This is a genomic window from Arthrobacter sp. ok909 (genome assembly GCF_900104405.1).
GTDB classification, from domain to species: domain Bacteria; phylum Actinomycetota; class Actinomycetes; order Actinomycetales; family Micrococcaceae; genus Arthrobacter; species Arthrobacter humicola.
Genome location: NZ_FNJS01000009.1, coordinates 143,048 through 167,629, shown reverse-complemented (window position 1 = coordinate 167,629; position 24,582 = coordinate 143,048). Strand labels below are relative to the sequence as shown.

The 24,582-nt window shown below is 67.3% G+C and carries 18 protein-coding genes; 4 read left to right on the top strand and 14 right to left on the bottom strand.

All coding sequences use genetic code 11. From position 1 onward, the window contains the following. From BLR03_RS24900 to BLR03_RS09915, 4 genes are all read right to left on the bottom strand, one after another. The coding region (locus BLR03_RS24900) for a DUF222 domain-containing protein (protein ID WP_091252103.1) at window positions 1-1,996 on the bottom strand (1,996 nt) is incomplete at its 3' end. A 356-nt stretch (window positions 1,997-2,352) separates the two neighbouring features. Further along, a complete protein-coding gene (locus BLR03_RS09925; protein ID WP_091252102.1) occupies window positions 2,353-2,841 on the bottom strand; it encodes a PTS sugar transporter subunit IIA in 489 nt (162 codons plus the stop codon). A gap of 89 nt (window positions 2,842-2,930) precedes the next feature. Further along, window positions 2,931-4,682 carry a glycerol-3-phosphate dehydrogenase/oxidase gene (locus tag BLR03_RS09920; RefSeq protein WP_091252100.1) on the bottom strand — a complete coding sequence of 584 codons (1,752 nt, stop codon included), beginning with the start codon at window positions 4,680-4,682 and terminating at the stop codon, window positions 2,931-2,933. 168 nt (window positions 4,683-4,850) lie between these two features. Next, window positions 4,851-5,987 carry a GuaB3 family IMP dehydrogenase-related protein gene (locus BLR03_RS09915; protein ID WP_091252098.1) on the bottom strand — a complete coding sequence of 379 codons (1,137 nt, stop codon included), beginning with the start codon at window positions 5,985-5,987 and terminating at the stop codon, window positions 4,851-4,853. Window positions 5,988-6,074: 87 nt separating this feature from the next. Between BLR03_RS09915 and BLR03_RS09910 the strand changes: the two genes are divergently transcribed. Next, window positions 6,075-6,695 carry a hypothetical protein gene (locus BLR03_RS09910; RefSeq protein ID WP_091252096.1) on the top strand — a complete coding sequence of 207 codons (621 nt, stop codon included), beginning with the start codon at window positions 6,075-6,077 and terminating at the stop codon, window positions 6,693-6,695. Here BLR03_RS09910 and BLR03_RS09905 read toward each other — a convergent pair. The 3 genes from BLR03_RS09905 to BLR03_RS09895 form a co-directional block, all read right to left on the bottom strand. Beyond that, window positions 6,682-8,532, bottom strand: a complete 1,851-nt coding sequence (locus tag BLR03_RS09905; protein ID WP_091252094.1) for an ABC transporter ATP-binding protein — start codon at window positions 8,530-8,532, stop codon at window positions 6,682-6,684. The two genes, BLR03_RS09910 and BLR03_RS09905, sit on opposite strands and share 14 nt — an antisense overlap. Before the next feature lie 179 nt (window positions 8,533-8,711). Then, a complete protein-coding gene (gene guaB / locus BLR03_RS09900; protein WP_091252092.1) occupies window positions 8,712-10,223 on the bottom strand; it encodes an IMP dehydrogenase in 1,512 nt (503 codons plus the stop codon). Between the two features lie 219 nt (window positions 10,224-10,442). Then, a complete protein-coding gene (locus BLR03_RS09895) occupies window positions 10,443-12,509 on the bottom strand; it encodes an acyltransferase family protein (RefSeq protein ID WP_091252126.1) in 2,067 nt (688 codons plus the stop codon). 221 nt (window positions 12,510-12,730) lie between these two features. Between BLR03_RS09895 and BLR03_RS09890 the strand changes: the two genes are divergently transcribed. Beyond that, window positions 12,731-13,693, top strand: a complete 963-nt coding sequence (locus tag BLR03_RS09890; RefSeq protein WP_091252090.1) for a DUF389 domain-containing protein — start codon at window positions 12,731-12,733, stop codon at window positions 13,691-13,693. A gap of 101 nt (window positions 13,694-13,794) precedes the next feature. On the opposite strand, the gene BLR03_RS09885 is transcribed toward BLR03_RS09890, so the two are convergent. The 4 genes from BLR03_RS09885 to BLR03_RS09870 form a co-directional block, all read right to left on the bottom strand. Continuing rightward, window positions 13,795-15,849, bottom strand: a complete 2,055-nt coding sequence (locus BLR03_RS09885; protein WP_091252089.1) for an acyltransferase family protein — start codon at window positions 15,847-15,849, stop codon at window positions 13,795-13,797. Between the two features lie 259 nt (window positions 15,850-16,108). After that, window positions 16,109-17,719 carry a chaperonin GroEL gene (gene groL / locus BLR03_RS09880; RefSeq protein ID WP_091252087.1) on the bottom strand — a complete coding sequence of 537 codons (1,611 nt, stop codon included), beginning with the start codon at window positions 17,717-17,719 and terminating at the stop codon, window positions 16,109-16,111. Between the two features lie 80 nt (window positions 17,720-17,799). Then, a complete protein-coding gene (gene groES / locus BLR03_RS09875) occupies window positions 17,800-18,096 on the bottom strand; it encodes a co-chaperone GroES (RefSeq protein ID WP_028275747.1) in 297 nt (98 codons plus the stop codon). A 602-nt stretch (window positions 18,097-18,698) separates the two neighbouring features. Next, a complete protein-coding gene (locus BLR03_RS09870) occupies window positions 18,699-19,211 on the bottom strand; it encodes a hypothetical protein (protein ID WP_368086959.1) in 513 nt (170 codons plus the stop codon). Window positions 19,212-19,277: 66 nt separating this feature from the next. On the opposite strand from BLR03_RS09870, the gene BLR03_RS09865 reads away from it, so the two are divergent. After that, complete coding sequence (locus BLR03_RS09865) at window positions 19,278-20,510, top strand: class I SAM-dependent methyltransferase (protein WP_091252086.1); 1,233 nt, start codon at window positions 19,278-19,280, stop codon at window positions 20,508-20,510. A 15-nt stretch (window positions 20,511-20,525) separates the two neighbouring features. Here BLR03_RS09865 and BLR03_RS09860 read toward each other — a convergent pair whose 3' ends face one another. Then, window positions 20,526-21,359 carry a shikimate 5-dehydrogenase gene (locus BLR03_RS09860; RefSeq protein WP_302846584.1) on the bottom strand — a complete coding sequence of 278 codons (834 nt, stop codon included), beginning with the start codon at window positions 21,357-21,359 and terminating at the stop codon, window positions 20,526-20,528. 330 nt (window positions 21,360-21,689) lie between these two features. On the opposite strand from BLR03_RS09860, the gene BLR03_RS09855 reads away from it, so the two are divergent. Continuing rightward, window positions 21,690-22,841 (top strand): glutamate--cysteine ligase, encoded by a 1,152-nt coding sequence (locus tag BLR03_RS09855; RefSeq protein WP_091252084.1) that lies wholly within the window; start codon window positions 21,690-21,692, stop codon window positions 22,839-22,841. Window positions 22,842-22,948: 107 nt separating this feature from the next. Here the strand turns inward: BLR03_RS09855 and tsaD are convergent, their stop codons facing one another. Beyond that, window positions 22,949-24,067: a tRNA (adenosine(37)-N6)-threonylcarbamoyltransferase complex transferase subunit TsaD gene (gene tsaD, locus BLR03_RS09850; RefSeq protein ID WP_091252083.1), complete on the bottom strand. Its 1,119-nt coding sequence runs from the start codon at window positions 24,065-24,067 to the stop codon at window positions 22,949-22,951. Then, complete coding sequence (gene rimI / locus BLR03_RS09845; protein ID WP_091252120.1) at window positions 24,064-24,531, bottom strand: ribosomal protein S18-alanine N-acetyltransferase; 468 nt, start codon at window positions 24,529-24,531, stop codon at window positions 24,064-24,066. Before rimI ends, tsaD begins: the two co-directional genes overlap by 4 nt. Between the last annotated feature and the right edge of the window lie 51 nt (window positions 24,532-24,582).

Genomic DNA, 24,582 nt, shown 5'->3' with positions numbered 1-24,582 from the left:
GGTGGGCTTCGCACCAGGGCGCGGGGATGGTGCAGCCGGGGAAGGCGCAGCCGAGGTCCCGGGCGATGAGGGCTTTGCGGAGGTGGGGCGGGAAGAGCCGTGTGGCCCGTCCGATGTCCAGGATCCGTCCCTCACCCCCGAGCAGGACGGGGATGATGTCGGCGTCGCAGGCGATCTTCCGGATGGTGGAGGCGGTGACGGGTCCGGTGAACAGCAGCGAGCCCGTTTCCCGCACCGCCCCCGCGGGCCGGAACGCCCCACCGGCCGCTGCCTGACTTTCTGTCGTGCCGGTCTGAGCGGCCGCACCGGTTTCGTCCGCCGCGCCGGCCGCGCCGGCGGCAGTGCCGTCGGGGGTGGTGCCGAGCCGGGCCAGCAGGTCCCGGTAATCGATGGTGACCATCACCTGGGGGCGGAGCCCGCCGGCGGCGGGCAGGCCGCCGGTCGCGAGGGCGACTTCGCAGGCACCGACCAGGCCGTCGAGCAGCCGCTGGGGCCGGGACCGTCGATCCAGCCGCTCTGCCCCCGGATCCTCCCCGAACACCGGCTGGCCCGCTCCGGCAGGGGCGTCGTCCGGAACGCCATGATTCCCCGCGGCGGGAGCCTGAGCATCCGCGTGAGCCGACACGCCCCCGGCCCGGGCACCACAGGCCGGCACGCCGGCCCCGGCATTCGTGACCGGCCACTCACCGTCGGCCGCACTGGGAGCCCACCCCACGGCGAAAGCCGTGCCGGCGGGCTCAGCGGCCCAGCCAGCAGAAACGGCGGCACCGGGGGTGGCATCAACCGCCCGGCCGTGACCGGCGGCCGTTCCGGCACCCGCGGCCCAGTCATCAGCGGCGCCGACACCGGGGGCGGAGCCCTCCGAGGCGCCATCACCGGCGGTCCAGCCGTGACCGGTGGCGGAGCCCTCGGCGCCGGCCGCGGGGCCCTCAGAAGCGGCGCCGGCGGCCGATCCCTCAACGGCGGCGGCGGGTGTGCTCGTGGTCTCGGCGGCGTTCGTGGTCCCGGCGGGTGTGTTTGTGGTGCCGGTGCGGGGGTTGGTGCCGGTGTTCATGACGGTGAGGAGGTACTCGAACTGTTCGGTGGTCGCGAAAATCTCGACATGGTGCAGGCCGTGGCGCCGGCGCCGGATGAAGGCGCCCTGAAGCTGGCGCAGCAGCTCCTCGGACGGCTCGGCGCCGTCCTGATCCAGCGCATCGGCCCAGCCCCGGGCGACCCGGGCCAGGAAGTCCGTATCGTTTTCCGCGGCCGTGCGCGTCAGGGCGTGCTCCATCCGCGCCAGCGACCCGGCGTCACAGGCGTGCCGGACCTTCTCCAACGCCGCCGCGATGATCGTCGCGGCCCGGGACGCGACCTCCCCGGCCGCGACCGCCGCACCCAGCTCCCCATGCGCGGCCGGGACGGGCTGGCCGGTGAGTCCCCGGCGGGGCAACAGACCCCCGGCCAGCGACAGCCGGCGCTTAGCCTCCGGCGCACCGATCCGCAACAGCGCCCGCAGGAACTCCGCCGTGTTCCGATACCCGTCATCCACCACCGCCGCGTCACCGGCCGCAGCCGACGGCACACCCTCCCCGGTCAGCGCCTCGGGCGAAGCCGCTGAACCGGGCACACCGTCGATCCTGCCATCGGTCCCGTCGCTCACCGCGCCGGAAGATGCGCCACTGGCCGCCGCGGTTCCGGGGGCCTCGTCGCGCCAGCCCGTCGTCCACGACGTGCCGGCCCCCGCCGCCGCGGCGGCCTGTGTCCTGGTCCGGTCCACCGCTCCGGCCGCCACCAGCTGCAAAAACTCCACCCGGCGCGAGAGCTCCTCCACACCCCCGGCGAAGTCCGACGCGGCCCGGAAATCCCACAACGCCGCATCCTGAACCGCCGTCGAACCCACAGCCTCCAGCGCCGCCAGCGCAACATCCACACCCGACCACCGGCCCCGGTCCGTGTTGCGGTCCGTGCCCTGCCCGTCGTCCCCGAACGGAATGAAATCCCTGACGGCTTCCATGACAACAGTCTCCTCCGGGGGTCCGACACTTTAAGCGGGAACCGTGCGCGAAGCCATTGGCGCCGCGGAGCGGTTGCCCGGCCGCCAACTTTTCAGGGCACTCGGGCCAAAGCGGAAGGTTAGTGTGCGCGGTTCAGGACTCTGGATAGCCAAACTGCGTGCGCACCCCGGGCGAGAAAACCACGGACTCCGGAGCCCCTGTGACTTCAATGCCGGCAGCGCGCACCAACTGATCCTCCAACAGAGCCACTCGCGCCCGGTACAGCGGCCACGCGCTGTGCGCGTTCGGAACCAGTGGAGCAGCCGGGTCCCTGCACGGCGACGAAGCCGACACGAAAGGGCCCGCCCCCCAATCCCTAGTGGTCGAAGAACACCAGGCTGGAATTGATGAGTTCTGCGATCACTTCGGGGTCGTAAGCCCGGCGAAGCGACTCGCGGAAGGACTCCTTCGACAGTGAGCGTGCCAGGGTCGCGAGCACTTCGAGGTGGTCGGAAAAAGAACTCGCCGGAGTGGCGATGAGCAGAATCACGGTGGCCGGCCCGTCAGCGGCGCCGAAGTCGAGTGCCCTGCCGTATTTCGTGATGCCGACGGCGATGGAGGTCTGCGAGACGAGCTCGCTGCGGGCGTGCGGCAGTCCCACCCCGCCGGGCAGCCCGGTGGCGAGCTGGTGCTCACGGGCGTTGACCTGCTTGAGGAAGCCCTCGAGATCGGAAATGCGCCCTGCCTCATACATGCGCTCTGCGAGCTGGGACGTGGCGTCGAGCTTGTCCGTGGCGTCCAGTTCGAGGATCACCATCTCGGGCGTGGTGAGCTCGGCGTCGTACCGGTCCAGTGGTTCCGCCAAGAGATGTCCCTTCGAAGTGGCGTCAGTGCACGCCGGCCGGCAGTCATATGACTAGCGTTGTGGTCCGCACTGCCGGCCGGTGCTGAGTCTCAGCGCAAGGGGACGATATCCTCCACGCCCAACCGTGCGGCATCGGCGGATTCGTCGTCCGGCTGCTGCTGGCTCAGGCGCTCGGCATCAACCCGGGCCAGATAGTGCTTGATTTCGCCCTCGCGCTGCGCATCACTCCAGCCGAGAACGTCTCCCATTAGTTTAGCGACTACCGGAGCGGCGGACACACCCCGGTCCCACGCCTCGATCGAAATCCGGGTGCGGCGGGTCAGGACGTCCTGGACGTGGCGGGCGCCCTCGTGCGTGGCGGCATAGACGGCCTCGGCGGCGAGGTAGTCATCCGCGCCCGGCAGTGGCTCTGCCAGTTCCGGGTTGCTGGCGATGAGGGCCAGCACCTCCGGAGCCATGGCGCCGTAACGGTTGAGCAGGTGTTCGATCCGGGCCACGTGGACGCCGGTCTCCTCCGCCATCCGGTTCCGCTTGTTCCATGCGGCTTTGAAACCACTGGCTCCCAGAAGGGGAATGGACTCCGTGCAGCTCGGCGGGACACGCTCGTCCATGCTGCGAGTTGCCTCGTCAACGGCGTCCTTGGCCATGACGCGGTAGGTGGTCCATTTCCCGCCGGCTACTACTACAAGCCCCGGCACGGGGTGGGCCACTACGTGTTCGCGGGAGAGCTTGGCGGTGGAGTCGCTTTCCCCGGCCAGCAGCGGGCGTAGTCCGGCGTAGACGCCCTCGACGTCCTCCCGGGTCAGCGGCCGTTTGAGGACCTTGTTGACGTGTTCCAGCAGGTAGTCGATGTCCTTGCTGGAGGCTGCAGGGTGGGCCTTGTCGAGGTGCCAGTCGGTGTCCGTGGTTCCGATGATCCAGTGCCGGCCCCAGGGGATGACGAACAGCACGGACTTCTCGGTCCGCAGGATCAGCCCCACCGTGGACTGGATCCGGTCACGGGGTACCACGAGGTGGATGCCCTTGGAGGCTCGCACCTTGAGCTGTCCGCGCTCCGTCACCATGGCTTGGGTCTCGTCGGTCCAGACTCCCGTGGCGTTGATGACCTGCTTGGCCCGGATGTTGAAGCTCGAGCCGTCCTCGTGATTGACCACCTTGGCGCCGACCACGCGCTCACCTTCGCGCAGGAAGGCCACGACCGACATCTGGTTGACCGCGTGCGCGCCGTAATATGCCGCGGTCCGGACGAGGTTGGCAACGTACTTGGCGTCGTCCACCTGGCCGTCGTAGTACCGGATAGAGCCTACGAAGGCGTCATCCTTCAGGCTCGGCGCGGCCCGCAGGGTCCCGCGGCGGGACAGGTGCTTGTGGAACGGAACGCCGCGGCTGTGTCCGCCGGTGATGGACATGACGTCGTACAACGCGATCCCGGCACCGACGTACGGGCGCTCAACGAAGTGCTTGGTCAGCGGGTAGAGGAACGGCACCGGCCGGGCCAGATGCGGAGCGAGGACGGAAAGGATGAGCCCGCGCTCGTGCAGCGCCTCCTTGACCAGGGCGAAGTCCAGCATCTCCAGGTAACGCAGGCCGCCGTGGATGAGCTTGGAGGACCGGGAGGAGGTGCCGGCCGCCCAGTCGTTGGCTTCGACGATGCCGACGCTGAGCCCACGAGTGATGGCGTCCAGCGCGACGCCGGCGCCGACGATTCCTCCGCCCACGATCAGGATGTCAAGTTCCTTGCCCGGGTCGCCCGTGCCCTTCAGAAGCGCGATCGAAGCATCGCGCTCTGCGGGGCCAAGAGCACCTCCGGCCACGGGAGAACCGCCGGGAAAACTGTTCATGTCACGCCTCCATCCGGATCAAACCTCGTAGGGCACCAGACTACGTCCAAGTCTTCCGGATGGGCAGGGCCAATCCCCTGCCGGCGTGGGGTTCAATTCCCGGCGTCGCGTTTAGCCGTCTGCCCCGGGTTCAGTCTCCGGCGTACGTCAGAGTTCCCGGCGCCGGGTTCAGTTCCCGGCGTACGGCGAGACGACGACGTCGACGCGCTGGAACTCTTTCAGGTCCGAATAGCCGGTGGTCGCCATCGAACGGCGCAGCGCACCGATCAGGTTCGAGGTGCCGTTGGTGTGGTGGCCTGGACCGAACAGGACTTCCTCGAGCGGACCCACCGTTCCAACGTTGACCCTGTCGCCGCGGGGCAGTTCGAGGTGGTGGGCTTCCTGGCCCCAGTGCCAGCCCTTGCCGGGTGCTTCCTCGGCGCGGGCCAGGGCACTGCCCAGCATCACGGCATCGGCACCCATGGCGATGGCCTTGACGATGTCACCGGAGGTGCCCATGCCGCCGTCGGCGATCACGTGCACGTAGCGTCCGCCGGATTCATCCATATAGTCCCGGCGGGCGGCCGCGACGTCGGAGATGGCCGAAGCCATGGGCGAATGGATGCCGAGCGCGCGGCGGGTGGTGGTGGTGGCTCCCCCGCCGAAGCCGACCAGGACGCCGGCGGCGCCGGTGCGCATGAGGTGAAGTGCCGGGGTGTAGCCGGCCGCTCCGCCGACGATCACGGGGACGTCGAGTTCGTAGATGAACTGCTTGAGGTTCAGCGGCTCGTGGTCCTTGGAGACGTGTTCGGCCGAGACGGTGGTTCCGCGGATGACGAAGATATCGACGCCGGCAGCCACCACGGTCTTGTAGTGTTCCTGCGTGCGCTGCGGGGTGAGGGAGCCTGCGACGGTGACGCCGGCGGCGCGGATCTCGGCCAGGCGCGAGGTGATCAGCTCGGGCTGGATCGGCGCCTGGTAGAGCTCCTGCATGCGCCGGGTGACGGCGGGGCTGTTGGTCTCGTCCGCGAGGACCGCGATTTCGTCCAGGACGGACTGCGGGTCCTCGTACCGGGTCCACAGGCCTTCGAGGTCCAGGACGCCGAGCCCGCCGAGGCGGCCCAAGGCGATGACGGTTTCCGGCGACATGGCCGAATCCATCGGTGCCGCGATGACCGGCATGTCGAACTTGTAGGCATCGATCTGCCAGGAGACGGATACGTCCTTGGGGTCACGCGTGCGACGGTTGGGGACGATCGCAATGTCATCCAGGGAGTAGGCACGGCGCCCACGCTTGCCTCGGCCAATCTCAATCTCGTAAGTCACTGCTCTAGGTTATCCCAGGGCGCGGTTTTCCCCGTGAACGTGTCCCGCACGGCAGCGCAACGACCGCTGCCGACGTAAGGTGGCCGCATGGGTATGCGGTGGATCTTCGACGGCCACATTGCCGGGATCGGCACGGCGTCGGGACTTCGTGCCGTGGTGGGGCTCTGGCAGGAGTCCCCGTTCGGCCGTTTCGCCGACGCCATGGTGGAACTACCCTCGGGCCGGCGCATCCTGCTGGCCCCCACGGCAGAGGTGGCAGGATTCATTGCAGCCGTCTACTGCTTCGATGAGACCCTGCTGGTGGACATCGCCGTCCGGCACGCTGGCGGAACGCTGACGGTAGACGCCGGGCGCCTGCTGCTGGAAGCTGCCGTCGGCGCCCGGACCGCGCTCGGCACGGCGGCACGGCTCATCCCCCGGCCCTTGGCCGTGCACCCGCGCTGGCTGCGCGCCGTCAGCCCCTTCGCGGGACTTCTCAGCCCCGGGGTGCGCACTGCCGGCACCGCCGGGGGCGGTCGGCGCGAGTACTACGGCGTCACCGATCTTCACCGCATTGACGCGGCGACGGTCAGCTGGGACGGGGTCGACGCCGGCACGCTGGCAAAGGTCGTGCCCGCCGTCGGCTTCGGCTTCAGCAGCGTTCCGCCCGAACCGGGCATAGCCCGCGTGCGCACCACTGTGGAAGGCGCTCCCGTCACTCTCCGCTGATGTCCTCCGTGTCCGGGACGGCCAGCTGGGATTCGAACATCCGGAAATACCGGCCGCGCAGCGCCACGAGCTCGCGGTGCGTGCCTTGTTCCACGATCCGGCCGTCCTCGAGCATGTAGACAACGTCGGCCTTCTCGATCGTGGCCAGGCGGTGGCTGATGGCGATGATGGTGCTGCCGCGGTCGGCGAAGAGCCTCGTGAAGATCCGGTGTTCGGCCAGCGCGTCGATGGCCGAGGTCGGCTCGTCCATCACCATGAACGCTGCGTTGCGGTAGAAGTTCCGTGCCATCGCCAGGCGCTGCCACTGCCCGCCGGACAGCCCGCTTCCCTTCCGTCCGCGCGGGTCCTCCATCCAGTTGCTGACGTGGTTGTCCAGGCCGTTGGGCAGTTTGTTGATGAACTCCAGGGCCTCGGCATCGGCGGCGGCCCGGCGGATCATGCCGTCATCGCGGGGCGAATCGACGTCGCCGAAGAAGATGTTCTCCGCCGCGGTGGCGAACTCGTATTTCAGGAATTCCTGGCTGAGCACCGCCAGGTGCCGGTGCCAGGACTTGACGTCGACGGCGGCGAGGTCGACGCCGTCGAGCAGCACCTGCCCGGAATCGGGCCGGTAGAGGCCGGCCAGGATGCGGATCAGGGTGGACTTGCCCGCGCCGTTCTCGCCCACGATGGCGATGTGCTGGCCCTGCCGGATGGTCATTGAAATTCCGCGGATGACTTCAAGGTCGCTGCCGGTGTAGGTGAAGTGGATGTCCCGCAGTTCCAAAGTCTTCGGTGCCTCCAACAGGGGCGGAGCATGGCTGGAATGCACGGGCAGTGCCATGAACAGTTCGTAGTCCTTGAGGTTCGCCAGGTCCTCGTCGATCGAGCTGAGCGAGGAGACCAGGCTGTTGGCCGTGGACAGGGCGCGGCTGACAATCTGCTGGATATAGAGGAACTGCCCCACCGGCTGGGCATGGGCGATGATCTGGCCGACCACCCAGATCAGAGACACAACTTCGGCACCGTACTGCAGCGCATCGGCCGCGAGCTGTCTGGGGATGTAGCGCTTCTGGAAGTCCAGCCGGCGCTTCTCGTCGGCGTCCCGGAGCCTGGAGCGCAGCCCCATCAGGTAGCCGACGATTCCGTAGAGCCGCATCTCGGCGATGTGCTGCGGGCGCAGAAGGTTGGTTTCGATCATCCTGCGCTGCCGGCGCGAATCCACCTGCGTGTTCCAGTGCGCGATTTGTTCGCGGGAGAGCTTGAACTGCAGGTAGACGCTGGGGACGATCGCGATCAGGACGATCACGGCGATCCACCAGCTGACCAGCAGCAGTGCGCCAATAGCGAGGAGCACCGAGACGAGCTGGGTGAAGATCGCGGCGATCCGGTCAAGGACCCGTGCGTAGGAATCGGAGAAACGCTTGGCGCGGTCGTACAGGTCCACCGTCTCTTTGTCGTCGTAGCGCCAGAAGTCCAGGGTGAGGAAACGCTCGTACATCAGATCACCGACGATCGCACCGACCCGGAAGCTCATGAGCTGCTGGATGTAGCGGTCCACGCTGCTGAATGCGCCCCAGAAGAGCCCGAGGGCCGCGGTGATGATGACGTAAATGATGGCCTGCCGGCCGGCGTCGGCGTTGCCCGCGTAGGCGGCAGCCAGCGCCGTCGTGGTCAGAGCGGCGAAGTAGGTGGTGACGAGCGGCAGGAGCGCCGAGATCAGCGAGCCGAGGACTTTCATCACGACGGCGGCCGGTGAGGCCTGGAAGCTCACCCGCAGAACCTGCGCCACGGCGCGGGCATAGGGCTTCAGCGCAAGCTTGCGTTTCGGCTCACGTGCGGGCAGGAGTTCGGACATGCCTCCAGCCTAGTTCCGGGACCCGGAAGTGGCGGGTGCGGCGACTGCGGGTGCGGCACCGGCGGGTGCTGCGCCGCTCCGGGTGAAACCGGGCGCCCACAAACGGGCGAGCCCGCCCAGACGGGTCAGCCCGCCGAAACTGCAGTTTCGGCGGGCTGACCCGGTTCACAGGGAGAGTCTTAGCGCGAACCGTAGTTCGGGGCTTCGACGGTCATCTGGATGTCGTGCGGGTGCGATTCCTTGAGTCCGGCGGCGGTGATGCGGACGAACTTGCCGCGGGCCTTGAGCTCGGCGACGGTGGGGGCGCCGGTGTAGAACATGGTCTGGCGGAGGCCGCCGACCAGCTGGTAGGCCACCGAGGACAACGGGCCGCGGTAGGCGACCCGGCCTTCGATGCCCTCCGGGATGAGCTTGTCATCGCCGGAGACGTCGGCCTGGAAATAGCGGTCCTTGGAGTAGGAGGTGTTCTTGCCGCGGGTCTGCATGGCGCCCAGGGAGCCCATGCCGCGGTAGCTCTTGAACTGCTTGCCGTTGACGAAGATCAGCTCGCCCGGGGATTCGTCGCAGCCGGCCAGGAGGGAGCCGAGCATCACGGTGTCGGCACCGGCGACCAGCGCCTTGCCGATGTCGCCCGAGTACTGCAGGCCGCCGTCGGCGATCAGCGGGACGCCGGCCGGGATGGCCGCCTTCGCCGATTCGTAGATGGCGGTGATCTGGGGGACGCCGACGCCGGCAACCACGCGGGTGGTGCAGATGGAACCGGGGCCGACGCCGACTTTGATGCCGTCGGCACCGGCGTCGATCAGGGCCTGGGCTCCTTCGCGGGTGGCGGCCTGGCCGCCGATGATGTCCACGTGCGCCGCGGAGGACTCGGCCTTGAGCCGGCGGATCATTTCCAGCACGCCCTGGGAGTGGCCGTTCGCGGTGTCCACGAACAGGGCATCCACACCGGCGTCAACGAGCGTCATGGCACGCTCCCAGCCGTCGCCGAAGAAGCCGATGGCCGCACCGACGCGCAGGCGGCCAGCCTCGTCTTTGGTGGCGAGCGGGTACTGCTCAGCCTTGGTGAAGTCCTTGGTGGTGATGAGGCCCTGGAGCCGGCCCTGCTCGTCAACGAGCGGGAGCTTCTCGATCTTGTTCGTGGCCAGCTTGTGCGAGGCTTCCTCACGGCTGATGCCGACGTGCCCGGTGACCAGCGGCATCTTGGTCATGACGTCACTGACCAGACGGAGCGGGAAGTCCGATTCCGGCACGAACCGGGTGTCGCGGTTGGTGACGATGCCCAGCAGCCTGTTGCCTTCGTCCACCACCGGGAGCCCGGAGACGCGGTAGCGTGCGCAGATCTCGTCGAGCTCAGCCAGCGTGGCCTCGGGGCCGATGGTCAGGGGGTTGGTTATCATGCCGGATTCGCTGCGCTTGACCCGGTCCACTTGGTCGGCCTGATCGGCGATGGAAAGGTTGCGGTGCACGACGCCGAGGCCGCCCTGGCGCGCCATGGCGATGGCCATCCGGGACTCCGTGACGGTGTCCATCGCGGCGGACAGCAGCGGGGTCTGGACCGTGATGCGCTTGGAAATCCGGGAGGACGTGTCCGCCTCGGAGGGGATCACGTCGGTGTGGCCGGGCAGGAGCAGGACGTCGTCGTACGTCAGGCCGATGAAGCCAAAGGGGTTGTGTTCGGGCTGGGTCATGAGTGCGCCTCTTACCTTGGGTTACGGGGTTCACGGGTAGGGGTTGCAACAGATGACCAGCCAGTCATTACGGGTCTGGTCTGTGCAGAAGGGTTGAATAAATAGTAGAACCTTGGCGGCGATAGCCATATTCCGGGGCGGTAATGTGCGCCTTCAATGTGAGCCGCCCCATGCCGGACGGCCGCCGGGGGCTGCCGGTGCCGGCCCGGCGCGGGGGGCCTACTTCCAGCCGGTGGTGGCCAGGAGCCGCTGTTCGAACATGGGGATCATGGTCTGAACGTAGGTCTTGGTCAGGTGGTTGTCGTCCTTGTAGACGTACACGTTGCCTACGACCGCGGGGCAGACCCCGTTCGCGCAGATGAAATCGCTCATGTCCATGAGGTGCAGGCCGGGCACCTTGCCACGGTAGGCGTCCAGCGGCGAGGACCCCGCGAGCGACTCCTGCTCGGGCACGTTGCACTCCGCGGCACCCTCGCCGTTCTTCTGGACGCATTCGGGCATATTGATGTTGAAGCGGGGGTTGTCGCGGATGCCCACCACGTCGATGCCGGCGTCGGTGAAGGGTTTGATGCCTTCAAGGTACTGCGGCACCTCGGTCTCGAACGGCGCTTCCTTGTGGGTCAGGGACGCGACCGTGAAGACGGCGTCCGGGTGGTGGTCCAGGACGTACTGCGCGCTGGCCTTGTTGAAGGCATTGCAGTCCGCGTCCCGGTCCGGTGACTCCCCGCCGAAGCGGCAGTTGCCTTTCAGGAGTGTAACGACTTCCCAGCCGTGGCTCTTCGCGATGGGGCCCAGCGCCGCCATGTACTGCTGGGCATGGGAGTCGCCGAGCACCACGATTCGCTTCGTGACCTTCTCGGGTTTGTTGTTCTGCAGGCAACCCTGCAGCAGGGGGTCGCTGGGGACGTTCTCGTCTGCGCACAGGCCGTCGATGTCGGCCCACTCATTCTTCATCGCCGCCGGCGCGGGGATGATCTTCGCGTCCGGGGTGGGTTTGCCGGCGTTTTCCGGAGCCAGGGCGGCCGCGCCGGGCGTAAGTTCCTTGGGCTGGGACGCCGCCGCGGCCTCGTCGGCCACGAGCCTGCTCTGCCAGACCGCGACCGGACCTGCCAGCAGGGCCCCGCAGGCGGCAATCACCACGGCGGTGCGCCAGGCACGGCGCTTCGGCCAGTGCCATTCGCGCAGCGGCTTCTCGACGAAACGGGTGGTGAGGACTGCCAAAACGATGGACACGCCGACGATGCACAGCCCCTGGACAAGGTTCGGCGCTGTGATGGCCGCCCCCGCAAGGGCCAGCACCAACAGCGGCCAGTGCCAGAGGTACAGCGCATAGGAGTTGTCTCCCAGCGACACCAGCGGCTTCCAGGTCAGGAGACGGTCCACGCCGAAGCGGCTGCCGCTTTGTCCGGCGGTAATGATCGCGGCGGCGGCCAGCGTGGGCCACAGTGCGATGAAGCCCGGGAACGACCGGTCCACGGTCAGCAGCAGCCCGCAGGACAGCATGGCCACCAAGCCGGCCCATCCCAGCACGACGCGCAGGATCCTGCCGGGCTTCAAATATGGCAGGGCGAGGGCCAAGAGGGAGCCGAGGGCGAATTCCCAGAGCCGGGCGCCGGTGTCGAAGTAGGCGTGAGCCTGGTTGGTGGTGGTCTGCTGGATCGAGTAGACGAGGGACACGGCGAAGATGGCGCCGAATGCCGCGGTCAGCAGGGACCGGTAGCTAAGCAGGGCGCGGTCCTCGCCCGTCCAGCGCCGGAGCAGTCGGGAAAGAAGAGCCGTGCCGGCAAACACGAGGGGCCAGAGCACGAACACCTGTCCCTGGATCGACAGCGACCAGAAGTGCTGGAGCGGGCTCGCGCCCGAATGGTCCTGGGCGTAGTAGTCGACGGCGCTGTCGGCCAGGAGCCAGTTCTGCCGGTACAGCAGGGACGCCCACGCCTGGTCGAGGATGTCCGGCCAGCGGCTCTGCGGCAAGATGGCCCAGGTGCCGACCAGCACGCCGAGCACCACCACGACGACGGCGGGCAGGAGGCGCTTGAGCAGGTGCAGCCAGTGGCTCAGGAGCCGCAGGGGCGCGCCGGATTCGACCTTCCGCGTGAAGCTGAGCGTCATCAGGAAAGCCGAAATGAGAAGGAAGATGTCCACGCCGCCGGAGACCCGGCCCAGCCACACGTGGTACGTGACCACCATGAGGACGGCCAGGGCGCGAAGGCCCTGGACCTCGGGTCGGTAGCTGGCTTTTCGGGTCGCCGGAGAACCCGCATCCGCTGTTGGCGGGGTGGCTATGGTTCGCTCGTTCGACACTAAAAAACCCTTCAGGCCGGCTTCCAAAAGATCAATGTTACCGAACCGTAACTTTCTTTGCCAGTCACAGGGCTTCGGCGGGGGTGTCGGACGGGGCCTCGGCGGGGGTGTTTCGTTGGAGTCCCGGGCGGCCGCGGGCGTCGGCGAACTCCACTGGCCTCGGCGCGGAAGCTAGGCTGGTGGGAGTCTGAGGAGGCCGCTAAGTGATCGTGCAGCTGCGCATTTGTGTTCCGGGTGATTTGTCCGGAGTTGTTGTCGAAAGATGTGCCGATCATCTCGGCGTCGCGGAAATCGCCGTCGACAAGGGCGCCTCGGTCATGCCGCCCGGGGACGTTATTCAGGTCCTGCTCGCCCGCGAATCCGTGGAGACCCTCATGGAGAAGCTCCAGGCCCTCGACCTCCAGAAACGCGGATCGATTTCGGTCAACCTGCCGGATCTTGTGCTCTCGGACCGGGCCGACCGGGCGGAGGCTGAGGCCCCCGGTGAGGGCGCCGACGCGGTCATCTGGGAAGAGGTGTCGCGCCAGAGCGGCGAAGATTCGCGCCTCACCTGGAGTTTTCTGGCATTCCTGGTCCTGGCCACCCAGCTGGCGGCCATCGGCATCGTCACGGACTCCACAATCGCGATTGTCGGCGCCATGGCCGTGGGCCCGGAGTTCGGCCCGCTGGCTGCGCTGGCTGTGGCTCTGGTCCGGCGCGAGCGGCGGCTCGGACGCGACGCGGCGCTGGCCCTCGGCGTCGGATTTCCGCTCGCGATGCTGGCTGCCGCCCTGACCGCGTGGCTGTCCGTACCGCTCGGGCTGTTTCCCAAGGACGCACTGGACCACGGTTCAGCGGTTGAATTCATCTACCATCCTGGGCCGTATTCGCTGATTGTCGCGGTGCTGGCTGGAACGGCCGGGATGCTCTCGGTGATCAGCCGGCGCTCGGCGGCGCTGATTGGCGTGTTTATCTCCGTCACCACTGTGCCGGCGGCGGGATTTGTGGCCGTGGCCCTGGTCCTGGGCGAGTATCAGAAGGCGGCCGGCTCGGCCCTTCAGCTGTTCCTGAACCTGGTGGGGATTGTGGTGTCCGGCGTCGGGGTGTTGCTCTTCTACCGCGTGGTGGCCAAGCGGCTGCCGCCGGACGCTACGCTGCGGCGCAAGTCTGCGGGCACCCAGCGATGACAGACCAAGGCTGACGGCCCGGTGCTGACGGACTGACTGACAGACTGGTTGGCGGCCGCGCCGGCGGTCAACCAGTCAGTTAGGCAACGGCAGCAGGTTTCTCACTGGGTGTTCCACCCCGTAGCGGCCAGGAACTGGGTCTCAAAGTAGGGCGTGAGGCTCTCCATGTAGGTCCTGGTGACGTGGTTGTCATCCTTGTAGACCATCACGTTGCCGATGACGGCCGGGCAGACATCGTCCTGGCAGAAGTACTGGCTGAAGTCCAGAAACTTGGTGGCCGGGAGCTGCGCGGCCACGGAGGCATCGGGCGACGCGGGCTGGTAGTTCTCCGCCGTCGTCGATCCGCAGGCTGAGTAGTTGTTGGGGTTCTTCTCCAGGCAGGCCGGGACGGCCTCGTGCATGCGCGGGGTGTCGCGCAGCGCCACGACGGGGATGCCGGCATCGTTGATGGCCTTGATCGGCGGAACCCACCCCGGGTCCATGAACTCGGTGGACGTCGGATCCGGGTCGGTCCGGGTGCTGGTTGTCACCACGAGGTCCGGCTTCATGGCCAGCACCTTCTTGAGGGTGTCCTTGTTGAAGTCCAGGCAGCCGTCCGAGAGGCCGGGGGCCGGGCCGACCGTCACAGGGCAGTAACCCTTGGTGATGGCTTCGACCTTCCACCCGTATTTGTCGGCCAGAGTGAGAATGGGGGTCGACCAGACGTGGGCGTGCGAGTTGCCGATGATCACCACGGTCTTGGCGGCGTTCTGTTTGCCGTTGGTGCAAATGTTGGTGAGGGCCTTCTCATCCGACGTGCAGCCGCCCGCGTAGCGGGGCCATTCATCAGCCGCGGTGGCGAGGGTGGGAAGGAGCGGAGCGGATTTGTCGGCCCCGCCGACGTAGGCCGGGTCCAGCGAACGTGCACCCGGATTATTGACCCAGGCCTGGCTTGACGCCGCGGCAAGGGCGTAGTTGATCTGGAGTTGCCAGGCCGCCAGCGGCACGGCAGCGATGGCCGCGGCCGCGGCGATGGCAATGAGGGCGCGGCGGCGTTTGAGCTCGGGCCACTTCCACCCGCGCCAGGGCTTCTCAATGAAGCGGGTGGTGACGTATGCGAGCACCATCGAAACGGCCACGATGATGCTGCCCGTAATCGGCCCCGCGCGGTCCTTGTCCGTCGCGGTCAGCGAGATGACCAGGACGGGCCAGTGCCACAGGTACAAGGCGTAGGACATGTCCCCCAGCCGGACCAGGGGCCCCGAGCTGAGGAAGCGGTCAACGCCCAGCTTGCTGCCGGTCTGGCCGGCGACGATCACACAGGCCGCGGCCAAGGTGGGCCAGAGTGCCACGAAACCGGGGAAGGAGGCCTGGACATTGAGCAGGAGGCCGCAGCTGAGCATGGCCACAATGCCCAGCCAGCCGAGCGCCAGGCGCCAGCTCCGGGGAAGCCGCAGGGAGGGAAGGGCCAGAGCCACCAGGGTGCCCAGCGCAAACTCCCATAGCCGCGCACCGGTATCGAAGTACGCTTCCGTCTGCTCCGCCTTAGTGAAGAGGACCGAGTAGATCAGCGAACCGAGGAAAATCAAGGCGAAGATATAGCACAGCAGCACGCGGTAGCGGAGCCGGAAGCGCTTGGCGACGAGTGCGGCTCCCGCGAAGATTAGGGGCCACAGGATGAAAATCTGCCCCTGGATCGAGAGGGACCAGAAATGCTGGAAAGGGCTGGCCTGGCTGTGGTCCGAAGCGTAGTAGTCCGTGGCCTGGGACTGCAGGAGCCAGTTCTCGACATAGGACAGGGAGGCCCAGCCCTGCGAGATCACTTCCAGCCAGCGGGTCCGGGGAAGGAACAGGATGCTTGCGGCAATGACGGCCACGATGACGGTGACGGCAGCCGGGACGAGGCGCCGGAAGAGGTGCAGCCAATGCTTGAGTAGGGCCATGGGCCGGCCCTGCTCGTAACGGCCGACGAACTGCAGCGTCATGAGGAACGCCGAGATCAGCAAGAACACGTCCACACCGCCGGAGACCCGGCCCAACCAGATGTGGTAGCTCATGACCATCAGCACGGCCAGGGACCGGAGGCCCTGAATTTCGGGCCTGAAGGTGGACTTTCGGCCGGCCTGGGGCGCCCCGTCGGATCGGGCAGGCGCGGGTAGGGTTCTTTGCTGTGTCATAGAAAAACCCCTCAAACCGGTAACCAAAACGTCTATGTTATCCAACCGTGATGTTCATGGCCAATCGTCGCGGTGGGCATAGAACCCTATTCAGTCATGCCAAGGTGTGAGTTTCCAGTGAATTGCCAGCAGGGAGGCAGCACGTCGCGGCTGAGTCGCGGCGGGACCTGCCGCACTTCGGGAGCATTTTCGCGGCAGTCCCCGGGCACAAAAGGAACGGCCCGGCAAGTTGCCGGGCCGTCCCCTGTGCGGGCCGAAATTAGTGCTGGTGGCCTGCGTGCTCGTCTTCGTCGGCCGGCTTCTCCACCACGAGGGTTTCAGTGGTGAGGACCAGTGCAGCGATGGAAGCCGCGTTGCGCAGAGCCGCACGCGTCACCTTGACGGGGTCGATCACGCCGGCGGCGATCAGGTCTTCGTACTCGCCGGACTTGGCGTTGAAGCCCTGGTTGACGGCGGATTCTGCCACCTTGGCAACAACCACATAGCCGTCGAAGCCGGCGTTCTGGGCGATCCAGCGCAGCGGCTGGGTCAAGGCCCGGCGAACGATGCCGACGGCGGCAGCCGCGTCACCTTCGAGAGCCTGGACAGCTGCGTCCTCGTCGAGGGCCTTCAGCGCGTGGATGAGGGCGGACCCGCCACCGGCGACGATGCCTTCTTCAAGGGCAGCGCGGGTCGAGGACACTGCGTCCTCGATGCGGTGCTTCTTTTCCTTCAGCTCAACCTCGGTGGCAGCGCCAACCTTGATCACGCCGATGCCGCCAGCCAGCTTGGCCAGGCGTTCCTGCAGCTTTTCCTTGTCCCAGTCGGAATCCGTGCGGGTCAGTTCGGCGCGCAGCTGGGCAACACGCGCGGCGACGTCCTCGGCCGAACCGGCGCCGTCGACGATCGTGGTGTTGTCCTTAGTGACCGTGATGCGGCGGGCGGTGCCGAGCACCTCAAGGCCCACGGAATCCAGGCTCAGGCCCAGCTCCGGGGAGACAACCTGTGCGCCCGTGAGGGTCGCGATGTCCTGCAGCATGGCCTTGCGGCGGTCGCCGAAGCCCGGGGCCTTGACGGCGACGACGTTCAGCGTGCCGCGGATGCGGTTGACGATGAGCGTGGACAGGGCCTCGCCCTCGACGTCTTCGGCAATGATGAAGAGCGGCTTGGAGCTCTGCAGCGCCTTTTCCAGCAGCGGCAGGAATTCCTGCACCGAGGAGATCTTGCCCTGGTTGATCAGGATCAGGGCGTCCTCGAGGACAGCTTCCTGGCGTTCCGCGTCCGTGACGAAGTACGGGGACAGGTAGCCCTTGTCGAACTGCATGCCCTCGGTGAGGACCAGTTCAGTCTGCGTGGTGGAGGATTCCTCGATGGTGATCACACCATCCTTGCCGACCTTGCCGAACGCCTCGGCCAGGAGCTCGCCGACCTCGTCGCTCTGGGCGGAGATGGCGGCAACGTTGGCAACCTGAGTGCCTTCGACCGGGCGGGCGTTTTCCAGCAGGCGGGCAGCAACGGCCTCGACCGAAACCTCGATGCCACGCTTGATCTCGCCCGGGGCGGCGCCTGCCGCAACGTTGCGCAGGCCTTCCTTGACCAGGGCCTGGGCCAGCACGGTGGCGGTGGTGGTGCCGTCACCGGCAACATCGTTGGTCTTGGTGGCGACCTCCTTGGCAAGCTGCGCGCCAAGGTTTTCATAGGGGTCGTCCAGCTCGATTTCACGGGCGATGGTCACACCATCGTTGGTGATCGTGGGAGCGCCCCACTTCTTGTCCAGCACGACATTGCGGCCGCGCGGGCCCAGCGTGACCTTGACGGTGTTGGCGAGCTTATCGATGCCGGCTTCAAGCGACCGGCGGGCAGCGTCGTTAAACGCAAGCTGCTTTGCCATGGTTTTGTCCTTTCAAGACAGAACCCCGCGCAACTGATCCGTTCAAGGCGAAGGATCGGCTGCGCGGGGGACCAAGAGAGTTACTTTACGACGATCGCCAGAACGTCGCGGGCGGAGAGTACGAGGTACTCCGTGCCGCCGGTCTTGACTTCGGTTCCACCGTACTTGGAGTAGATAACGACGTCGCCGACGGCAACGTCCACGGGAACGCGGTTGCCGTTGTCGTCAAAGCGGCCGGGGCCTACTGCAACAACTTCGCCTTCCTGCGGCTTCTCCTGCGCGGAGTCCGGGATAACCAGGCCTGAAGCCGTGGTCTGCTCGGCTTCGAGCGGGCGGACAACAATACGATCCTCAAGAGGCTTAATAGAGACCGACAAGGACCTCTCCTATTCGTCAGCAAATTCGTGGACTATGAAGCAGTGATGCCATGGCGTACAGACCGTCGTCGCGGTGCCGGCAGCAGCCTGGCTGTGAAGCTTCAGGTGTTAGCACCCTCCTAGGGAGAGTGCTAATTACGACTCTATGTAAATGGTTAGCACTCGGTCAAGGCGAGTGCCAGAAATTCATCTCGGGTGAACAACTCCCCCGCGTGGGACATGCCCATTCTTTGCTCCGGCCAAGGGACACTTCGGCAAAATGCTCTCTGCCTGCCCCAGGGGACGGACATGTCCAACGGGTAGCGGCCATTCACGAGGACATGCCCAACGCATGCGGGCTGCTCAGTGGGAGATGCCCGTTCTCGGCGATGTTCAATGGACACTTCGGCATCATGCTCCCGGTCCGCGCCAAGCGGGGGGCATGTCCGGCGCACGCTGGCTGTCCGAGAGGACATGCCCAACGCATGCGGGCTGCCCAGCGGGACTTGCCCATTCTTTGCTGCAGCCAGCGGACACATCGGCATCATGCTCTCTGCCCGCGCCGAGCGAGGGGCATGTCCATCTACCGGGCCCGCTGGGTCCACGGGGCCTTGGGCGTGCGCTTACTCGCCGGCGAGGTCCTCGAAGTCCACGTCTTCGCCTTCTTCGTCGTCGCGGTCACTGCCTTCGTCGTTCCGATGCCGGTACATCACCAGTGCTCCGGCGCCAGCCAGCAGGACGCCGGCGATGAGGAAGATGATGCCACCGAGCCTGGCCGTGGCATAGGTGTCGCGGATGGCCCGGGCCTCGTCCGTGGCGTCCTGTACGTTCTTGCCGCCGACGGAGTAGACCGTCGCGTTGAAGGAATCGAGGAAGAAGATGATCACCAGCAGCGCGATGCACACGACAGCGATCACCGCTCCGGCGATGATCGCCGGCTTTGCGTAGCGGGCCAGTCCTTGCTGGTGGCTATGGCGCACCCGCCCGTCGTCGTCCCGCCCGGCGTCGTCCCGCCCGTCCACGCCCTGCCCAGCGGCGTCCTGCTCAGCGGCGTCCCGCCCGTAGTCGTCCTGCCCGTCCGTATTCTGCCCGGATGTTTCCTCTGACGTGCTGTCGCCTGTACCGCTGTCTTCCATGTCGTCAAGCCTAGTCCCCGCGGTCCGGTCGCAGCGTGCCCGCGGCGCTGAACTACGCTGGAAGGCATGACTGACGCACCGCAGGAACACATTGCCCCGATCCTCACGCCCGAGGGCTGGGAGCTGCTGGCGTCGCTGGGCCCGTACCGCGAGGACGAGGCCTTCCGCCTCACCGCGGCGCTGCGCAAGGCCGGCCATTCCCCCGAGCTGGTCTCGGCGGTGCTTACCCAGTCCCGGCTGCGGACCAAGGCCGAGGCCAAATTCGGTGAGTTCGCCCGGCAGATGGTCTTCACCAAGGCCGGCCTGGAGCAGGCCACCCGGCTCACGGTGGCGGCCCGGCACGCGCAGCGGTTCGTCGAGGCCGGAATCAGCCATGTCGCGGACCTCGGCTGCGGGCTGGGTGCCGATGCCATGGCCCTGGCGTCCATGGATCTCGTGGTCACCGCGGTGGAAATGGACGAGACCACGGCTGCCTGCGCCACGATGAACCTGATCCCCTTCCGCAACGCCACCGTGGTCCACTCCGATGCCACCGCGGTTTCCCTTGAGGGGGTCGACGGCGTCTGGCTGGACCCTGCCCGGCGCACCACGTCCACTTCGGGAACGAAACGGATCTGGGATCCGGAGGACTTTTCTCCGCCGCTGTCCTTCGTCGAGTCGCTGGCCGGCTCCGGGCGCGCCGTCGGCGTCAAGATGGGACCGGGCATGCCGCACGATTCCGTGCCGGCGGACTGTGAGGCGCAGTGGGTCTCCGTGGGAGGGGACGTCACCGAGGTGGCGCTGTGGTTCAACGCTGTGCGGCGCCCCGGCGTCCGGCGCGCGGCCCTCGTCCTCGGGCCGCTCGGTGCCGCTGAACTCACCAGCGGCGAGGACTTCGGGGCCGGCCCGGCGGCGCCCGTGGGCCCGGTGGAGGGCTACCTGTACGAGCCCGACGGTGCGGTCATCCGCGCCGGACTCGTGGCCGACGTCGCCCTCCAGCTGGGCGGGCACCTCGTGGACGAGCACATCGCCTACATCTGCGCCCCGGAGTTGCGCGAGACCCCGTTCGCCAAGGCCTACAGGGTCCTGGAGGTGATGCCGTTCAACGTCAAGGCGCTCAAGGCTTGGGTCAAGGACCAAGGGATCGGCGTCCTGGACATCAAGAAGCGCGGCACAGCCGTCACCCCGGAAGAGCTGCGCAAGCAGCTCCTGCCCGGCGGAAAACCGGCAGGATCCAAGAGCAGGGGCAAGAAATCGGCCACCCTGGTCCTCACCAGGATCGGCGAGGACCGGGTGGCCATATCGGTGGAGCCCGTCTAACTCGCGCGGCCGGGGCTACTGGGCCCGGGTGAACTCCTCGGCGGCCTTGATCTGCTCGTCGGTCGGCCGAATCCCGGTGTAGAGCACGAACTGCTCCAGCGCCTGGATCGTGGCTACCTCGGCTCCGGTGATCACGGTTTTGCCGGCCGCGCGGGCGGCCTTGATGAGCGGCGTCTCTGCGGGGAGGGCGACGACGTCGAAGACCACCTTTGCGGCGTCGATGGCCTCCTGCGGGAAGGACAGCGCGTCGGCGTCCGGCCCGCCGGCCATGCCGACCGGTGTCACGTTGATGATCATGTCGGCCGTGCCCGTTCCGGACCTTGCGGAGCCCAGGTCCGGGCTCCAGGCGAACCCGTACAGCTCGGCCAGGCCGCGTCCGGTGTCCTCGTTGCGGGCCACGACCGTCACGTCCTTGAAGCCGGCATCCCGCAGCGCGGCGACAGTGGCCTTGGCCATGCCACCGGAGCCCAGGACCAGCACCGAGTAGTCCGTCGGGACGGCATTGCGCTGCAGGAGCTGCTCGATGGCCGTGTAGTCGGTGTTATAGGCGGTAAGCCGGCCACCGTCGTTGACTATGGTGTTGACCGAATCGATGGCCTTCGCGGAGGGGTCCATGACGTCCACCAGGGCGATCACGTCCTCTTTGTAGGGCATGGACACCGCGCAGCCGCGGATGCCGAGTCCTCGCACTCCGGCGATGGCCTGGGCGAGATCGGTGGGGGCGAAGGCCTTGTAGATCCAGTTCAGGCCCAGCTGTTCGTACAGATGGTTGTGGAAGCGTGTCCCGTTGTTGCTCGGCCGGGCCGACAGCGAGATGCACAGGGTCATGTCTTTGTTCAGAATGGGCACAGCTCCATTAAACGCCAGGAGCGGCCCGCTCCCCGGCAGCCCCGCCCGAGCCCGGGCCCGAACCTCAACGACGCCCGGCGCCGGAGCCTCCCCTGACCAGCGGCGTTTGTGAATACACTCACGCATCAGCGGTAACTTTGGCCGCCGTCCGGGGCCAGACCCTGCACTAGACTTGGACCACCCGTAGCCCTGCCAGTCGCCCGGCGGGCGCTGTGGCGGGAAATGGCACGCGACACCGCCGGTGCCGCGTGCAGGGGCACGTCCGAGGGTGTTTGCCAGCGCACTCCCGCCAGGACGACGGCCAGGACAGCAGAACAGTGAAGGGACCACATGAAGATCGAGTTCGCTTCATCCAGGCAGTCGACTCTTGGCGTGGAATGGGAGCTGGCCCTCGTCGATGCCGAGACCGGCGAACTGGCCTCCGTGGCGAACCAGGTGCTCCGCGGAGTCGCTGCCAGGCATCCCGAACTCAACGAGGACGACGAGCACCCGCACATCAAGCAGGAGCTGCTGCTGAATACCGTGGAACTCGTCACCGGAGTCTGCACCACCGTGGCGGAGGCGAAAGCCGACCTGAACAGTTCGCTGGCCGCGGTCCGCGAGGTCACCGACCCCATGGGCGTGGAGGTCTTCTGCGCCGGGAGTCATCCGTTCAGCCCGCCCCAGCTGCAGCCCGTGACTGATAAGGAACGCTACGCGAAGCTCATCGACCGGACGCAATGGTGGGGCCGGCAGATGGTCATCTACGGCGTCCACGTCCACATCGGACTGGACAGCCGGGACAAGGTCCTTCCGGTGCTGGACGGGCTGGTCAACTACTTCCCGCATTTCCAGGCCCTCTCCGCCTCCAGCCCTTTTTGGGGCGGCGAAGACACCGGCTACGCCTCGCAACGCGCCCTCATGTTCCAGCAGCTGCCCACCGCGGGGCTGCCGTTCCAGTTCGCCCGCTGGGAAGACTACGAGGCCTACGTCCAGGACATGTTCACCACCGGGGTCATCGACACCCTGTCCGAGATCCGCTGGGACATCCGGCCCGTCCCGCATTTCGGCACCATCGAGATGCGCATCTGCGACGGCCTGGCCACCCTTGAGGAAGTCGGGGCCATCGCCGCATTGACCCAGTGCCTGGTGGACGAATTCTCCACAACACTGGACAACGGCGGCACCATTCCCACCATGCCGCCGTGGCATGTCCAGGAAAACAAATGGCGCGCGGCCCGGTACGGCCTGGACGCGATCATCATCCTCGACGCCGAGGGCAACGAGCAGCTCGTGACTGAGCACCTCCGCGAGACGCTCAAGCGGCTCGAGCCCGTCGCGGCGAAACTGGGCTGCAGCGCCGAACTGGCCGACGTCGAGAAGATCATCCAGCGCGGCGCCGGCTACCAGCGCCAGCGCCGGGTAGCCGCCGAGCACGGCGGGGACCTGCGCGCCGTCGTCCTGGACCTCGTCAAGCAGATGCGGCAGGGGCCGGAAGCCTAGCTCCGGCGCGAGGTGTAGCGTCCGCGGGAGCGGACAATGGCAGGCGACGCCGGCGCTAACGGCGCCCCAGCCGAACCATTTTCGGGCGAACCGCGGCGGACGGTTCCTCAGGCGCAGACGGTGGTGACCGGCATCGAGGAGTCGGGGGCAAAACCGATCCCGCTCGGCTCCACTCCGGCCATCACCAGCTGCGCCCCGAGAGCTGCCACCATGGCACCGTTGTCCGTGCACAGCGAGAGCGGCGGCACCGTCAGCCGGATCCCGGCGGCGCTGCAGCGCTGTTCGGTGAGCTGGCGCAGCCGCGAGTTAGCGGCAACGCCTCCGCCCAGGAGGACCTCCGTGATGCCGTTTTCGCGGCAGGCGAGCACGGCCTTGGACGTGATCACGTCCACTACGGCTTCCTGGAAGGCCGCGGCGATGTCCGCGACCGGAACCGTCTCGCCGCGGGCCTCGAACTGCTCCACGCAGCGGGCGACGGCGGTCTTGAGTCCGCTGAAGGACCAGTCGTACCGGTGCGGGCCGGGTTCCTCGGCGGTCCCCATGTACTTCGGCTGGGTGAGGCCGCGCGGAAACCGGATGGCTTTGGCGTTGCCGGTGCGCGCGAGCTTGTCGATGGCCGGGCCGCCGGGATAGCCCAGGCCCAGGAGCCGCGCCACTTTGTCATAGGCTTCGCCGGCAGCGTCGTCGATCGTGGAGCCCAGCAACTCGACGTCGTCGGTGATGCTCCGGATCCGCAGGATCTCGGTGTGGCCGCCGGACACCAGGAGCGCGCCCATGTTGTCCGGGAGGGTTTCCGGCGGCGACCCGGCGGGCGGCGTCGACACCGACGTCGCGTTGCCGGTGCCCTGCTGGAGGAGCCCGACACCGACGTGCGCCACCAGGTGGTTGATGGCGTAGAGGGGTTTTCCGGTGGCGACGGCGAGCGCCTTGGCCGCGCAGACGCCCACCATGAGCGCTCCGGCCAGGCCCGGTCCGGAGGTGACGGCAATGGCGTCAATGTCCGCCAGCTGAACGTTCGCCTCCGCAAGCGCCTCCTGGAGGGTGGGGACGAAGGCGTCGAGGTGGGCGCGGGAGGCGATCTCGGGAATCACGCCGCCGAAGCGGACGTGTTCCTCCATGGAGGAGGACACGGTGTTGGTCAGCAGTTCGGTCCCTCGGACAATGCCGACGCCGGTTTCGTCGCAGGAAGACTCGATGCCGAGCACGAGCGGCTGGGTGCGGTTCATGGTCGGCCTGCTTCCTTGGGCTGGGGGCTGAGTGGTTCGCGGGGCAGCTGGAGCCGCATGATCAGGGCGTCGACGCCGTCGCGGTAGTAGCGGGGCCGGATGTGGATCTGTTCGAAGCCGAAGCGCCGGTAGAGCTGCTGGGCGCGGGGATTGTCCGCCCGGACCTCCAGCAGCAAGTCGTGGGCGCCGCGGGCCCGGCTTTCCGCGATCAGCTCGGTAAGCAGGGCCGAGCCGATGCCCTTGCCTTCCTGTTCGGGTACGACGGCGATCGTCTGGACGTCCGAGATCGGTTCGATGCACATCAGCCCGGCATATCCCACGATCCGGCCGTGGAACTCCGCGACGAGGTAGCGACGGGTATCCGTCTGCGCGAGCTCGTCGCGGAACATCTGCAGCGGCCACGCGTCCACCGGGAACAGCCGGCATTCGAGCTCGTGGACGGCGGGGATGTCCGCGGCGTCCATCTCCCGCAGCCTGACGCCGCCGGGCAGAGTGCGCGGTGTGGTGTGGTCAGC

Excerpts from the sequence above, each read along its gene's own strand:
- rimI (WP_091252120.1), bottom strand. The coding sequence starts at position 24,531 with ATGGACGCCGCGGACATCCCCGCCGTCCACGAGCTCGAATGCCGGCTG.
- BLR03_RS09855 (WP_091252084.1), top strand. The coding sequence starts at position 21,690 with ATGAAGATCGAGTTCGCTTCATCCAGGCAGTCGACTCTTGGCGTGGAA.
- BLR03_RS09920 (WP_091252100.1), bottom strand. The coding sequence starts at position 4,682 with ATGAACAGTTTTCCCGGCGGTTCTCCCGTGGCCGGAGGTGCTCTTGGC.
- tsaD (WP_091252083.1), bottom strand. The coding sequence starts at position 24,067 with ATGAACCGCACCCAGCCGCTCGTGCTCGGCATCGAGTCTTCCTGCGAC.
- groL (WP_091252087.1), bottom strand. The coding sequence starts at position 17,719 with ATGGCAAAGCAGCTTGCGTTTAACGACGCTGCCCGCCGGTCGCTTGAA.
- guaB (WP_091252092.1), bottom strand. The coding sequence starts at position 10,223 with ATGACCCAGCCCGAACACAACCCCTTTGGCTTCATCGGCCTGACGTAC.
- BLR03_RS09910 (WP_091252096.1), top strand. The coding sequence starts at position 6,075 with ATGGGTATGCGGTGGATCTTCGACGGCCACATTGCCGGGATCGGCACG.
- BLR03_RS09870 (WP_368086959.1), bottom strand. The coding sequence starts at position 19,211 with ATGGAAGACAGCGGTACAGGCGACAGCACGTCAGAGGAAACATCCGGG.
- BLR03_RS09865 (WP_091252086.1), top strand. The coding sequence starts at position 19,278 with ATGACTGACGCACCGCAGGAACACATTGCCCCGATCCTCACGCCCGAG.
- BLR03_RS09905 (WP_091252094.1), bottom strand. The coding sequence starts at position 8,532 with ATGTCCGAACTCCTGCCCGCACGTGAGCCGAAACGCAAGCTTGCGCTG.
- BLR03_RS09885 (WP_091252089.1), bottom strand. The coding sequence starts at position 15,849 with ATGACACAGCAAAGAACCCTACCCGCGCCTGCCCGATCCGACGGGGCG.